General features: G+C 71.5%; 10 protein-coding genes. 1 reads left to right on the forward strand and 9 read right to left on the reverse strand.

The features are described from left to right. Positions 1-78 precede the first annotated feature (78 nt). The 9 genes from prmC to argS form a co-directional block, all read right to left on the reverse strand. Positions 79-954 carry a peptide chain release factor N(5)-glutamine methyltransferase gene (gene prmC / locus ITJ56_RS02930; protein WP_194628168.1) on the reverse strand — a complete coding sequence of 292 codons (876 nt, stop codon included), beginning with the start codon at positions 952-954 and terminating at the stop codon, positions 79-81. 25 nt (positions 955-979) lie between these two features. Next, the gene (gene prfA / locus ITJ56_RS02935) at positions 980-2,062 is read right to left on the reverse strand and encodes a peptide chain release factor 1 (protein ID WP_194627510.1); all 1,083 of its coding nucleotides are present in this window, start codon (positions 2,060-2,062) and stop codon (positions 980-982) included. 3 nt (positions 2,063-2,065) lie between these two features. Continuing rightward, positions 2,066-4,318 (reverse strand): transcription termination factor Rho, encoded by a 2,253-nt coding sequence (gene rho, locus ITJ56_RS02940; protein WP_194627512.1) that lies wholly within the window; start codon positions 4,316-4,318, stop codon positions 2,066-2,068. Positions 4,319-4,497: 179 nt separating this feature from the next. Beyond that, positions 4,498-5,406, reverse strand: a complete 909-nt coding sequence (gene thrB, locus ITJ56_RS02945; RefSeq protein WP_323749706.1) for a homoserine kinase — start codon at positions 5,404-5,406, stop codon at positions 4,498-4,500. Between the two features lie 107 nt (positions 5,407-5,513). Continuing rightward, the gene (gene thrC / locus ITJ56_RS02950) at positions 5,514-6,593 is read right to left on the reverse strand and encodes a threonine synthase (protein WP_194627516.1); all 1,080 of its coding nucleotides are present in this window, start codon (positions 6,591-6,593) and stop codon (positions 5,514-5,516) included. Positions 6,594-6,690: 97 nt separating this feature from the next. After that, positions 6,691-7,998, reverse strand: coding sequence for a homoserine dehydrogenase (locus tag ITJ56_RS02955; protein ID WP_194627518.1), 1,308 nt, complete (start codon positions 7,996-7,998; stop codon positions 6,691-6,693). A gap of 44 nt (positions 7,999-8,042) precedes the next feature. Beyond that, positions 8,043-9,464, reverse strand: a complete 1,422-nt coding sequence (gene lysA / locus ITJ56_RS02960) for a diaminopimelate decarboxylase (RefSeq protein WP_194627520.1) — start codon at positions 9,462-9,464, stop codon at positions 8,043-8,045. 58 nt (positions 9,465-9,522) lie between these two features. Next, positions 9,523-10,278 (reverse strand): DUF2993 domain-containing protein, encoded by a 756-nt coding sequence (locus tag ITJ56_RS02965; RefSeq protein WP_194627522.1) that lies wholly within the window; start codon positions 10,276-10,278, stop codon positions 9,523-9,525. A gap of 149 nt (positions 10,279-10,427) precedes the next feature. Next, positions 10,428-12,098 carry an arginine--tRNA ligase gene (gene argS, locus ITJ56_RS02970; protein ID WP_194627524.1) on the reverse strand — a complete coding sequence of 557 codons (1,671 nt, stop codon included), beginning with the start codon at positions 12,096-12,098 and terminating at the stop codon, positions 10,428-10,430. 59 nt (positions 12,099-12,157) lie between these two features. On the opposite strand from argS, the gene ITJ56_RS02975 reads away from it, so the two are divergent. Beyond that, positions 12,158-12,727 (forward strand): hypothetical protein, encoded by a 570-nt coding sequence (locus ITJ56_RS02975; RefSeq protein ID WP_194627526.1) that lies wholly within the window; start codon positions 12,158-12,160, stop codon positions 12,725-12,727. Positions 12,728-12,752 lie beyond the last annotated feature (25 nt).

Genomic DNA, 12,752 nt, shown 5'->3' on the forward strand with positions numbered 1-12,752 from the left:
CCACTCCACCACCGGGAGGCCTTCTTCGATCAGCGCGTCAACGACCGCCCAACGACACAACGTCCCTGGACATCACAGCTAGCGCGTCGCGGTGGTCGTGCGGTCGCGCCCCGTCAGGTCGACGTGCGTCTCCGGCGTGCGGAACCCCCGGCGCGCCAGCGCCTCGCGCACGCCGGCGCCCTGCGGCTCGGCGTGCTCGATGACCAGGACTCCCCCGGGCACGAGCAACCGCCAGGCCGTCTCGGCCAGGGCGCGCACGGCGTCGAGGCCGTCCGGCCCGCCGTAGAGCGCCATCGCCGGGTCGTGGTCGCGGACCTCGGGGTCGATCGGGACCGCGTCGTCCGGCACGTACGGCGGGTTCGACACGACGACGGAAACGGTGCCGTCGAGTTCGGGCAGCGCGTCGGCGAGGTCGCCCTCGACGAGACGGACGGTCCCGCCGTGGGCGTCGACGTTGCGCCGGGTCCAGGGCAGGGCCTCTGCTGACCGCTCGACGGCGTAGACCACGGCGTTCGGTACCTCGGTGTCCATCGCGATCGCGATCGCACCGCTGCCGGACCCGAGGTCGACGGCGATGGGCTCGGGGACGGCGGTCGCCCGCAGTGCGTCGATGCCGAACTGCACGACGCCCTCGGTCTCCGGACGGGGCACGAAGACGCCGGGTCCGACCGCCAGGGTCAGCGCACGGAAGTACGCCTGTCCCGTGATGTGCTGCAGCGGCTCGCGGGTGGCCCGCCGGGCGGTCGCGTGCCGGAAGCGCTCGACGTGCTCCGGGGCGATGCTGCCACCGATCATCGCGCGGGCCTGGACGGCACCGCGCGAGGTGTCGGTCGCCCAGGCGAGCAGCAGCTCGGCGTCCACCCGCGGAGTCGGCACACCGGCGGCGACGAGCGCCGCGGCCGCCTGCTCGAGCAGGCGGTCCGCGGCGAACGTGAGGGGCGTGTCGGCGGTGATCCGGGCCTCCAGGCGGGGTGTGCGGTTACGCGTCCTGGTCGCCGATGGCGGCCAGTCGCGCCTCTTCGTCCGCCTGGATGGCGGACTGGATGACGGGTTCGAGCGCACCGTTCATCACGCGGTCCAGGTCGTACGCCTTGTACCCGGTGCGGTGGTCCGCAATGCGGTTCTCCGGGAAGTTGTACGTGCGGATGCGTTCGGAACGGTCCATTCCGCGGATCTGCGACTTGCGCGCGTCCGAGGCGATCGCGTCGAGCTCCTCCTGCTGCCGCGCGAGGATGCGTGCGCGAAGCACGCGCATGCCGGCCTCACGGTTCTGCAGCTGCGACTTCTCGTTCTGCATCGCCACCGTGATGCCCGTGGGCAGGTGCGTGATGCGGACCGCGGAGTCCGTCGTGTTGACGGACTGGCCGCCCGGGCCGGAGGACCGGTAGACGTCGATCTTGAGGTCGTTCTGGTTGATCTGGACCTCTTCGGGCTCGTCCACCTCGGGGAACACCAGCACGCCGGTGGTCGAGGTGTGGATGCGCCCCTGCGACTCGGTCTGCGGCACGCGCTGGACGCGGTGCACGCCACCCTCGTACTTCAGGTGCGCCCAGACGCCCTGGGACGGATCGGTCGTGTTCGACTTGATCGCGACCTGGACGTCCTTGTAGCCGCCGAGATCGGATTCGGTGCGCTCGAGGAGCTCGACCTTCCAGCCCTTGGTCTCGGCGTAGTGCGAGTACATGCGCAGCAGATCGGCCGCGAACAGCGCCGATTCCTCGCCGCCCTCGCCGCCCTTGATCTCCATGATGACGTCACGGCCGTCGTCGGGGTCGCGCGGGATGAGCAGCCGGCGGAGACGCTCCTGGCGCTCCGACAGCTGCTCCTCGAGCCCGGGGACCTCGTCCGCGAACGCTGCGTCTTCACGCGCGAGTTCCTGGGCGGCGACGAGGTCCTCCCCCGCCGCCTGCCAGGCCTCGTAGGCGGACTTGATCTGGTTGAGCTCGGCGTACCGCCGGTTCACCTTCTTCGCCCGGGCCGCATCGGCGTGGAGCGCGGGGTCCGACAGCTGCTGCGTCAGGTCCTCGTGTTCCGCCAGCAGCCCTGCTACCGACTCGAACACGCGTTACTCCTGGTGGCCGTTGTGGTGGGCACCGGTCGACGGGACCGACTTCTGCACCTGCACCAGGAACTCGACGTTCGACTGCGTCTCCTTGAGGTTCCGCAGCACGATCTCGAGGGCCTGCTGCGGGTCGAGCCCGGCGAGGGCCCGGCGCAGACGCCAGGTGATCTTGACCTCGTCGGCGGAGAGCAGCTGCTCCTCGCGACGGGTGCCGGAGGCGTTGACGTCGACGGCCGGGAAGATCCGCTTGTCGGCGAGGTGCCGGTTCAGGCGGAGCTCCATGTTGCCGGTGCCCTTGAACTCCTCGAAGATGACCTCGTCCATCTTGGAACCGGTCTCGACGAGCGCGGTGGCGAGGATGGTCAGCGAGCCGCCGTCCTCGATGTTGCGCGCCGCGCCGAAGAAGCGCTTCGGCGGGTAGAGCGCCGCGGAGTCGACACCACCGGAGAGCACGCGGCCCGACGGCGGGGTCGACAGGTTGTACGCGCGGCCCAGGCGGGTGATCGAGTCGAGCAGCAGCACGACGTCGTGGCCGAGCTCCACCAGGCGCTTCGCACGCTCGATGGCGAGCTCGGCGACGGTGGTGTGGTCCTCGGCGGGACGGTCGAAGGTCGAGGCGATGACCTCGCCCTTCACCGTGCGCTGCATGTCGGTGACCTCTTCGGGCCGCTCGTCGACGAGGACGACCATCAGGTGCGCCTCGGGGTTGTTCTTGGCGACGGCGTTCGCGATGGCCTGCAGCACGACGGTCTTGCCGGCCTTCGGCGGCGACACGATGAGGCCGCGCTGGCCCTTTCCGATCGGCGACACGAGGTCGATGATGCGGGTCGAGAGCTTGCCGGGCTCCGTCTCGAGGCGCAGGCGCTCGTTCGGGTACAGCGGGGTGAGGTCGTTGAAGTCGACCCGTGCGGCTGCCTCGTCGGTGGTCTGGCCGTTGATGGACTCGACCGTGACGAGCGCGTTGTACTTCTGGCGGCTCTGCTGCTCGCCGTCACGCGGCTGCTTGATCGAACCGACGACCGCGTCGCCCTTGCGGAGGTGGTACTTCTTCACCTGGCCGAGGGAGACGTAGACGTCGCTCGGTCCGGGCAGGTAGCCGGTGGTGCGCACGAAGGCGTAGTTGTCGAGGACGTCGAGGATGCCCGCGATCGGGATCAGGACGTCGTCCTCGGTGACCTCGGGCTCGAAGTCGTCGTTCTGGCCGCCACGACCGCGCTTGCGGTCACGCTGACGACGGCTGCGGCCGCTCTCCGCCTCGTCGGCGTGCTGCTGTTGCTGCTGCTTCTGCTGGCCGGCGCTCTGCTGCTTCTGCTGGCCGGCGTTCTGCTTCTGCTCGGCCTTGTCGTCCTGCTTGGCCTCGGCCTGCTTGGCGTCCGCCTGCTTGGCCTCGGCCTGCTTCGGCTGGTCGGCCCCGTTCTGCTTCTGGGCCTGGCCGCCGTTCTGCTGCGCGCCCTGCTGGCCGTTCTGCTGCGTGTTCTGCTGGCCGGCGGTCTGGTCGCCGCTCTGCTGATCGCCGTTCTCGACGTTCTGCCCACGACCACGACCGCGGCCGCGGCTGCGGCGCCCGCGACGCGAGCCGCCCTCACCCTGGTCGCCGGACTCGTTCTGGTCCTGCGCGTCGGACTGGTTCTGCTCGGACTGCTCGCCCTGCTCGGCCTGGGCCGACACGGGTGCCTGCTGCTCCGTCTGCTCGGTTGCCTGGGCCTCGTCAGGCTGCTGGCCCTGCTGCTCGGCGTTGCGCTGGCCACGACCGCGGCGCTGCGAGCCGGACTGCGCGGCTTCCTGGGCGTCCTTCTCGGCGCGGACCTGGTCGAGACCGGCGAGGAGGTCCTCGGTGCCGGTCTGGCCGTGGTTGGTGTGCTCGGCGGCCGAGGTCGGCGCGGCGTTCACGGTGCCGCCGGACGAGGCGCGACGCGAGCGACGGGCACGCGACGGCGCGGCCTGCTCGTCGGGGGCCTCGGGCTCGGCGACGGGAGCCTCGGCGGCGGGGTGCTCCGGGGTCTCGGCGGGCTCGGGCAGGGTCGGCTGCGCGGTGACGGCCGGCTCGGCCGGGGTCTCGGCAGCGGCGGCGGGTGCCGGGGCAGCCGGGGTCTCGTCGACGGGACGCTTGTCCTCGATCGAGGCGATCAGGTCGCCCTTGCGGAGCTTGGAGAGCCCGGTGATGCCGAGCGAGGAGGCGATGCGCTGGAGTTCCGGGAGACGGAGGGCGCGCAGATCGCTGGGGATCTCCACCTGGGCGGAGTTGTTGTCGGTCAAGGTCGGTGTTTCCTTTCGAACCGCAGAACGCGGAGAGTTTCCACCGTCCCGGATGCAGGGAGCATCGACCGCCGTTCAGACGACGGATCGGGATTCGGTGATCAGAAAGAGATGCACACCCGCGCACCGGACCCTGCGACGTCGCAGGAGCTGTCCATGAGGACGGGCAATCCGTACGGTTACGCGGGTTCGGCTTCGAGCGCCGAGTGCGCCCCAACTGTAGCACCACCGAGATCGACGGCCAGCATGAGCGGCCGCCAGTCGGAATCGGCGTGTCGCTGCACGAGGTCCGCGGCCGTGAGCCGCTGTGCCGGGTCGCTGCCGAGCACCAGCAGGCTGGGACCGGCACCCGAGACGACGGCGGCCAGCCCGTGCTGGCGGAGCAGGCGGATCAGGGCGTCGGTCTCCGGCATGGCGCTGGCGCGGTACGCCTGGTGCAGACGGTCCTCGGTCGCGGCGAGCAGGAGCTCGGGGCTCTGGATGAGCGCGGCGACGAGGAGCGCCGACCGCGAGACGTTGAACGCGGCGTCCGCGTGCGGCACCTGCTCGGGCTGCAGGGAGCGCGCGAGCTTCGTGGAGAGCGTCGAGGTCGGCACGAACACCACCGGCGCGACACCGCGGTGCACGAGCAGGCGCTTGTAGGCCGGGCCGTCGGCGGTCATCCACGCGATCGTGAGGCCGCCGAAGAGCGCGGGGGCGACGTTGTCCGGGTGCCCCTCCATCTCGGTGGCCAGGGTGAGGAGCGTCGAGGCGTCGAGGTCGACGATGCCCTCGAGCAGCCCGCGAGCCGCCATCAGGCCGGCGACGATCGCCGCGGCCGACGACCCGAGACCGCGACCGTGCGGGATCGCGTTCGTGGCGTGCAGCTCGAGCCCGGGCTGCTGCACCCCGGCGTGCTCGAGGCCACGCCGGACGGCGCGGACGACCAGGTTCGAGTCGTCCGTGGCGACCTCACCTGCACCGACGCCGTCGACCGTGACGGTCGCGCCGGGTTCGGGGCGCACGCGCACCGTCACCTCGTCGTAGAGCGACAGCGCGAGGCCCAGGGAGTCGAAGCCGGGACCGAGGTTCGCGGACGTGGCCGGCACGCGGACGCGGACCGCCCGCCCCGCCGGTACCGCGCGGACCGCCCGTCCGGCCGGTACAGCGCTGCGGGCGGTGACGCCCTCCCCCGGTCTGGACGAGCGGCCGACGCTCACCGCGCGCTGACCAGTCCGAGGACGCCCGCGATCGCGGCGGTGTCGACCGGCACGCTCGTCGGGGTGACCTCGCCGCCGTCCTGCGTGCGGAGGGCCCACTGCGGGTCCTTCAGGCCGTGGCCCGTGACCGTGATGACGACCTTCGCGCCCTTCGGCACGACACCGGCGTCGGCGCGCTCGAGCAGCCCGGCGACACCGATGGCCGATGCGGGTTCGACGAACACGCCGACCTCGGCGGACAGGATCCGGTGCGCGGCGAGGATGCCCTCGTCGGTGATCGCGCCGAAGTACCCGTCGGTCTCGTCACGCGCCTCGAGTGCGAACTCCCACGACGCCGGGTTGCCGATGCGGATGGCCGACGCGATGGTGTCCGGATTGCGGACGACCTCACCGCGGACGATCGGGGCGGAGCCCGCGGCCTGGAACCCGAACATGCGGGGCAGCTTCGAACTGCGGCCGGCGGCGACGTCCTCGCGGTAGCCGCGCGAGTACGCGGTGTAGTTGCCCGCGTTGCCGACGGGCAGGAAGTGGAAGTCCGGGGCGTCACCGAGGACGTCGACGACCTCGAACGCAGCGGTCTTCTGCCCCTCGATGCGGTCGTTGTTCACGGAGTTGACGAGGTGCACCGGGTAGTTCGCCGCCAGGTCGCGGGCGATGTCGAGGCAGTCGTCGAAGTTGCCCTGCACCTGCAGCAACTGGGCGTCGTGCGCCACGGCCTGGCTGAGCTTGCCCATGGCGATCTTGCCCTCGGGCACGAGCACCGCGGCGGTGATGCCGGCGTGCGTGGCGTACGCGGCGGCCGAGGCACTGGTGTTGCCGGTCGAGGCGCAGATGACGGCCTTCGCGCCGTGCTCGACGGCCTTCGAGATCGCCATCGTCATGCCGCGGTCCTTGAAGGACCCGGTCGGGTTCATGCCCTCGAACTTCACGTAGACGTCGGCGCCGGTGCGCTCGGACAGCCGACGAGCCGGGATGAGCGGCGTGCCGCCCTCACCGAGCGTGACGATCGGCGTCGCCTCGGTCACGTCGAGTCGGTCGGCGTACTCGCGCAGGACTCCCTGCCACTGGTGGGCCATCAGGCTTCTCTCTCTGTCCGGTGGGTCGGTCTGGTGTCGGGTGACTGGTGGGGCGGGCGCTGCGGCCCGGTCGGTCGGTCTGGAGGCGCGTGGTGCGTCAGGCGCCGATGACGCGAAGGACGCTGGTGACGTCCAGGACCACGTCCTCGCCGCGGAGGGCGACGACGGTGTCCGCGAGGTCGGCTTCGCGCGCCAGGTGCGTGCCGATGACGAGCGCGGCGGTGCCCTCGGCGGTGCCGTTCGTGGTCTGTTCGACCGTCTCGACGCTCACGCCGTGCCGCGCGAGCACCCCCGCAACGGCCGACAGCACGCCGGGGGCGTCTGTGACGTGCAGCGTGATCTGGTACCTCGTGCGGACGGTGCCGATCGGGAACACCGGCAGCTCCGACTGCGTCGACTCGGCCACACCGGGGCCGCCGATGACGTGCCGTCGGGCGGCGGACACCAGGTCGCCGAGGACCGCTGAAGCCGTCTCGACGCCGCCGGCACCGGCGCCGTAGAACATCAGGTCGCCGGCGGCCTCGGCCTCGACGAACACGGCGTTCTTCGCGCCGTGCACGCTCGCGAGCGGGTGCGACTCCGGCACCAGGGCCGGGTACACGCGGGCACTGACGCCCTCGCGGCCGTCCTCATCGGTCAGGCGCTCGGCGGTCGCCAGGATCTTCACGACGTAGCCGGCCTTGCGCGCGGCGCGGACCTGCTCGATCGTGACGTGGGTGATGCCCTCGCGGTGCACGGCGGCGAGCGGCACCGAGGTGTGGAACGCGAGCGAGGCCAGGATCGCGGCCTTCTGCGCGGCGTCGTAGCCCTCGACGTCGGCGGTCGGGTCGGCCTCGGCGTACCCGAGCTCCGTCGCGGTCGCCAGGGCGTCCTCGAACGTGGAGCCCTTGCGGTCCATCAGGTCGAGGATGAAGTTGGTGGTGCCGTTGACGATGCCCATGATCCGCTCGATGCGGTCGCCGGCGAGCGAGTCGTGCAGCGGGCGGATGATCGGGATCGCACCGGCGACGGCGGCCTCGTAGTACAGCTGCGCGCCGACCTGCTCGGCTGCGGCGAAGAGCTCGGGGCCGTGGGTCGCGAGCAGTGCCTTGTTGCCGGTGACGACGTCGGCGCCGGACTGCAGCGCCTGCAGCACGAGGGTGCGCGCGGGCTCGATGCCGCCGATGAGCTCGACGACGATGTCCGCACCGAGGATGAGCGACTCCGCGTCCGTCGTGAAGAGCTCCTTCGGCAGGTCGACGTCACGCGGCGCCTCCACGTCGCGCACGGCGATCCCGACGAGCTCGAGCCCGGCACCAGCGCGGGAGGCCAGTTCGTCACCGTGCTCGAGGAGGAGCCGTGCGACCTGGGAACCGACCGAGCCGGCCCCGAGCAGCGCGACGCGGACGTTGCGGTATTCGATCATCTGGGAGTGGTTCCTGTCGGTGGGGTGAGCCCTGTTGGTCGGGGTCAGCGGCCGGTGCCGTCGAACGGTGCGGCGGCGACGCCGGTGTCACGGGCGAGGAGGTCGTCGATCGTCTCGCCCCGCACGAGGATACGGGCTGTGCCGTCCGCGACGGCGACGACGGGCGGACGCCCCACGTGGTTGTAGTTGCTCGCCAGCGACCAGCAGTAGGCCCCGGTGGCGGCGACGGCGAGCAGGTCGCCGCGCTGCACGTCACCGGGCAGGTACTCGTCGTTCACCACGACGTCACCGCTCTCGCAGTGCTTGCCGACGACGCGGCTCAGGACCGCCGGGGCATCGGATGCACGGGCGAGCCGCGCCGTGTAGTCGGCGCCGTACAGGGCGGGACGGATGTTGTCACTCATGCCGCCGTCGACGGAGACGTAGGTGCGGGTCGCGCTGCCGCCGTCGTCGGTCTCGAGCGTCACGGGCTTGATCGTGCCCACGCGGTACAGGGTGAGCCCGGGCGGGCCGATGATGTAGCGCCCCGGCTCGACGGCGATGTCCGGCACCGGGATCCCCCGCTCAGCGCAGGCGTCGCCGATGATCGCGGCGAGGGCGTCGGCGACGTCCTCGGGGGCGAAGGCCGAGTCGGCCTCGGTGTAGTCGATCCCCCAGCCGCCGCCGAGGTTGAGCTCGGGCACCGGGCCGGACGCCACGAGGGTCGCGTGCACGTCCATCAGTCGCCGCGCGGCCTCGCGGAAGCCGGCGTCGTCGAAGATCTGCGAACCGATGTGCGAGTGCAGCCCGACGAAGGCCAGTGACGGCTCGGCACGGACGGCCTCGGCGGCGGCGACGGCCTCGGCGAGCGGGATGCCGAACTTCTGGTCCTCGCGCGCGGTCGCCAGGTACTCGTGGGTCGAGGCGTGCACCCCGGTGTTGATGCGGATGCGCACCCGCTGCACGACTCCGGCGTCGGCCGCGGCACGAGCGACGCGCTGGACCTCTTCGTGGCTGTCGAGCACGATCGTGCCGATGCCGGCCTCGACCGCGCGGGCGATCTCGGCGTCGGACTTGTCGTTGCCGTGGAACCCGAGCCGACCCGGGTCGATGCCGCCGGCCAGGGCGACGGCGAGCTCACCGGCGGTGCAGACGTCGACGCGGAGGTCCGCCTCGGCCATCCACGCCACGACCTGGGTCGTCAGGAAGGCCTTGCCGGCGTAGTACACGTGCGCGTGGCTGCCGATGCGCTCGAAGGCCTCGGCGAACGCGTTCCGGACGCGAACGGCGCGGGACTGCACGTCGCGCTCGTCGATGACGTACAGCGGGGTGCCGAACTGCGCGACGAGGTCGGTCGCGCTGACACCGCCGACCGCCAGGGTGCCGTCGTCGGTCCGCGTCGCGGACGCAGGCCAGATGCGGTCCACCAGTTCGGAGGCGTCCGTCGGGAACCGCAGCCGGGGCGGTGCAAGGGGGTTCTCGCTCACGGGACCCGATCCTACCGACGCGAGCCGTGCCTCCCGGCCGCGTTACGCAACCAGCCACTCAGCCGCAGCTGCCCACGGTCCGCAGGCCGTCTTCGTTGAGCGGCAACGCGTCCGCGGTGATGCGGACCGTCGCGTCCGACTTCGACACGTCGAGCGAGCGCACCCGGAGCGCCTCGGGCAGGAACTGTGCGGTGCAGACCTGCACCGGGACGCCGGTGACACCCGGGATCGAGTCGACCTTGAGGCCGAGGTCCGAGTTCGTGATCCGGACGCTCTCCGGGGTGATCGTGATGCCGCGGCCGTCGTCCTGTGCGACCACGGCACCCTTGGCGGCGTAGGTGATGTCGTACCCGAGCACGGACGACGACCCCGTCAGTTCGACGCCGCCGTCGGCCAGGCTGAGCCGGTCGAAGAGCGGGCTGTACTTCGCCAGGTCCTTGACGCTCGACGACGCCAGGGTGACCGTGCCGTCGACGTCGCGGACGTCGCCCTTGCCGTCCACCGGGACGTCGCGCGCGGTGACGTCGGCGGCGAGCGGGATGCCGTCGACGGTGAGTTCCGCCGAGGAGATCTCGACGCGGTTGAGGGTGCCGCTGATGAGCTGCGGGATGACGATGCCCTCGGCGTGGGCGTCGACCTGGCCGGTCGTGCCGTCGGGCAGGGACTGCTCGACCTGCTGGGCGATGATCCGGTCGACGACCCCGCGCAGCACGAACTCGGCGATGACGACGAGGGTGGCGAGCACGACGACGACCACGAGCAGGACGACGGGCCAGCGGCGGCGCGTGGTTGGGCGTTCGGTGGCTGCGGGCATGCGTCCCACCCTGCCAGCTCGTCCCGGCAGCCTGCCTGGAGGCGCGGGCTGCATCGGACGGCGTTCTTCGACACCGTCGATCGGACTCAGCACCGCGGGTTTCCGCGGTGCTGTGTCCGGAGCCTGGTTCCGGGGCGACGCCGGGCCCGCTACATGCGGGACGGGGCGGTCACGCCGAGCAGACCGAGGCCGTTGCGGACGACCTGGCCGGTGGCGTCGTTCAGCCACAGGCGGGTGCGGTGCAGGTCGGTCACTGGCTCGTCACCGAGTGGCGTGACGCGGCACGAGTCGTACCAGCGGTGGTACAGCCCCGCGAGCTGCTCGATGTACCGGGCGATGCGGTGCGGCTCGCGCAGTTCGGCCGCGTGCCGCACGACGCGCGGGTACTCGGCGAGGGCACCGAGGAGCGCGCTCTCGGTCTCGTGCGTCAACAGCGAGGCGTCGAACACGGACCGGTCGACGCCGGCGGCCTCGGCGTTGCGGGCCACCGACTGCGTGCGCGCGTGGGCGTACTGCACGTAGAAGACGGGGTTGTCGTTCGTCCGCTTCGTGAGCAGGTCGAGGTCGATGTCGATCGCGGTGTCGCTGGCGAACCGGACGAGGGCGTAGCGGCCGGCGTCGACACCGACGGCGTCGACGAGGTCCTCCATCGTGACGATGGTCCCGTTGCGCTTCGACATGCGCATCGGCTCGCCGTCCTTGAGCAGGTTGACCATCTGCCCGATCAGGATCTCGAGGTTCTTGCCCGGCTCGTCGCCGAACGCGGCGCACATCGCCATCATGCGACCGACGTAGCCGTGGTGGTCAGCACCGAGCATGATGAGGTTCCGCTCGAAGCCGCGCTCACGCTTGTCGAGGTAGTACGCCAGGTCACCGGCGATGTAGGCGGGTTCGCCGTCGGACTTGATGACGACGCGGTCGCGGTCGTCGCCGAAGTCGGTGGTGCGGAGCCACTCGGCACCCTCGGCCTCGTACATCACGCCTGCCGACCGCAGTCGGGCGATGGCGCGCTCGACGGCCTTCGACTCGTGCAGGGCGTTCTCGTGGAAGTACACGTCGAAGTCGACGCCGAAGTCGTGCAGCGACGACTTGATGTCCGCGAACATGAAGTCGACGCCCTCGCGGCGGAAGAGCTCCTGCGCCTCGGCGCGCGGCAGGTCCCGCACGTCGATGCCCGGCTCGAGGGTCGCGATGACCCGCGCTGCGATCTCGGCGATGTACGCGCCGCCGTAGCCGTCCTCCGGCGTGGGCTCGCCCAGCGCGCTGGCCACGAGCGAGCGAGCGAAACGGTCGATCTGCGCGCCGTGGTCGTTGAAGTAGTACTCGCGGGTGACGAGTCCACCCTGCGCCTGGAACACGCGGGCCAGGCTGTCGCCCACCGCGGCCCAGCGCACGCCGCCCATGTGGATCGGGCCGGTCGGGTTCGCGGACACGAACTCCAGGTTGATCCGGACGCCGTCGTACAGGTCGCCCGTGCCGAAGGACGCGCCGCCGTCCACGATGGTGCGGGCGATCTCGCCGGCGGCCGCGGCCTCGAGCGTGATGTTGATGAAGCCCGGGCCGGCGACGTCGACCGAGTCCACACCGTCGAGCTCGGTCAGCTCACCGGCGATCTCGGTGGCGAGCTCGCGCGGGTTCGTGCCGAGCCGCTTCGCGAGCTGCATCGCGGCGTTCGAGGCCCAGTCACCGTGCGCACGGTTCTTCGGACGCTCGAGCACCACGTGGGACTCCTCGATCGTCACGGTGTCGGACGCGCCTCGGCGCTCGACGATCCCGGTCAGGATCGACAGGTACGCGGCGGAGAGTTCGGCTGGAGTCACGAGGATCGATCCTACCGGGACACCCAGGTCCGCACCGGTCGATGCAGGATCATGTCGGGATGACCCCCCGCAGCCGTGCCCGGGCGCTCGCCGTCGCCACCGTCGCCACCGCCGCAGCCCTCGTGCTCGCCGGGTGCTCGGGCGGCGGAGACAGCGCTCCGTCGGCCAGCGCGACGCCCGCCGGCAAGCCGGTGTCGGAGACCTGCGCCGAACTCCTGCCGGCGAGCGCACTGACGGTGTACGGGCAGTCCTTCGAACTCGACGACTCCTTCACTCCGGCGAAGGGTTCCCCCGCCGCCACCATCGCGAAGCAGCGGGGCCGCGTCTGCCGGTTCGTGAGCACCGACACGGACGCCACGACCATCACGCTCGCCGTCGCCGACCTGCCTGAGAAGTCGCTCACCAACCTGAAGGACGCCCTGTACGAGCGCGGCGGCTCCGTCCCGACTTACCGGGTGGAGGGGTACTTCGCCCTGGGCGACGGGGTCGGTCGCGCGGATGCGTTCACCGACCCGTACTGGATCACCGCGCAGTCGACGCTGTTCACCGAACCGGGTGGGGCGCAGCCCGTCGTCGACACGGTGCGGGCCGCGCTGCAGCCGTCGGCGTCGGCGACGCCCGCCGGCTGACGCGGCACCCTGCGGCCGGGCGCGC

The sequence above is a fragment of the Curtobacterium sp. VKM Ac-1376 genome, from assembly GCF_015351025.1.
In the GTDB taxonomy this organism is placed as follows: Bacteria; Actinomycetota; Actinomycetes; order Actinomycetales; family Microbacteriaceae; genus Curtobacterium.

Excerpts from the sequence above, each read along its gene's own strand:
- thrC (WP_194627516.1), bottom strand. The coding sequence starts at position 6,593 with ATGGCCCACCAGTGGCAGGGAGTCCTGCGCGAGTACGCCGACCGACTC.
- ITJ56_RS02955 (WP_194627518.1), bottom strand. The coding sequence starts at position 7,998 with ATGATCGAATACCGCAACGTCCGCGTCGCGCTGCTCGGGGCCGGCTCG.
- ITJ56_RS02965 (WP_194627522.1), bottom strand. The coding sequence starts at position 10,278 with ATGCCCGCAGCCACCGAACGCCCAACCACGCGCCGCCGCTGGCCCGTC.
- ITJ56_RS02975 (WP_194627526.1), top strand. The coding sequence starts at position 12,158 with ATGACCCCCCGCAGCCGTGCCCGGGCGCTCGCCGTCGCCACCGTCGCC.